Genomic DNA, 1,026 nt, shown 5'->3' on the forward strand with positions numbered 1-1,026 from the left:
ACCGGGGGGTGACCACCGGCGCAGGGTTCGCGGTCTGGGAGCCGGTCGCCGTGGTGGACGACCAGCTCGAACGGACGTTGCTCATCCTCGTCCCCGCCTGCCGGGACGGGGAGCTCGTCGCCTGGACCTGGCGTCGCCGGGACGCCGCCGCGCCCCCGTTGCAGCGCTATCTCGCCGGTGCTGCGAAGGTGCGCTATCAGTGGCGCGTGCGCGACGGCGGCGATGCCGTCCGTCGGCTGTGGGACCGGATCGACGAGCGGGCGACGCGCCTGCGCCAGCTCATGGGCGCACCAGGCCCGCTGCCCGCGGCGGAGGCGGCGGACGTGCGTCAGCTCGTCCGCCGGCTGCGGGTCGACCGGGCCGAACTGACCACCCTGGCCGCCAGGCTGACGCAGATGCGCCGCAGCGTGGCGATCTCCGGCGTCAACATGGCCGCGATCCTGCGGGCTGACGGGACCTCGCCCGGCGAGCAGGATCTGTTCGCGGTCGATCGGCGGCTGGCAGAGCACGTCGTCGATCAACTCGACGACGATCTCGTCTTCCTCGGCGCGGTCGCTGCGGGCACCGAGGCGGCCCTGGAGCTTGTCGGCCGAGCGCAGGCAGAATCAGTCGATCATGGTCAGATCGAGGACATCCGGCTCACTCCGGAGGAGCAGGTCGAGCTGTGCACGGAGCTCGCGGCGGTCTTCGGCGCCGGGTTACGGGCGGCCCACCTGCTGGAGGAGATCGGACTGCCGCGTGCTCGCCAGCTTGCCGCCGCCGGCGCCGTCCCCCTGGAATGGTGGACCGAGATGCTGCGCGAGCTCGGCAACGGCGCGGTCGAGACGCCGTATCGCAGCACGCTGGAGGCCGCGCTGCGGGTGTTCGCCTACAACCGGGTCTTCGTCCGGCTGGCCCGCCGGCACCGACTTCGAGGCCAGTAGGGTGAATCGGGCCGCGACCTCGACCGGAATCAACCGGTCTGGCCGAAGCGAGACCGGGTTCGCCGGTCACCGGCGGACCGTCCGGGTTCGGAAGGGACGGGCT

Annotated in this window: 1 protein-coding gene; it reads left to right on the top strand. The window is 72.4% G+C overall.

The features are described 5' to 3' along the window. Positions 1-923, top strand: a 923-nt coding sequence (locus NBZ85_RS31340; RefSeq protein WP_261563448.1) for a CATRA conflict system CASPASE/TPR repeat-associated protein, incomplete at its 5' end; no start/stop codon positions are given. Positions 924-1,026 lie beyond the last annotated feature (103 nt).

The organism is Frankia tisae, assembly GCF_025403405.1.
Taxonomy (GTDB): Bacteria; Actinomycetota; Actinomycetes; order Frankiales; family Frankiaceae; genus Frankia; species Frankia tisai.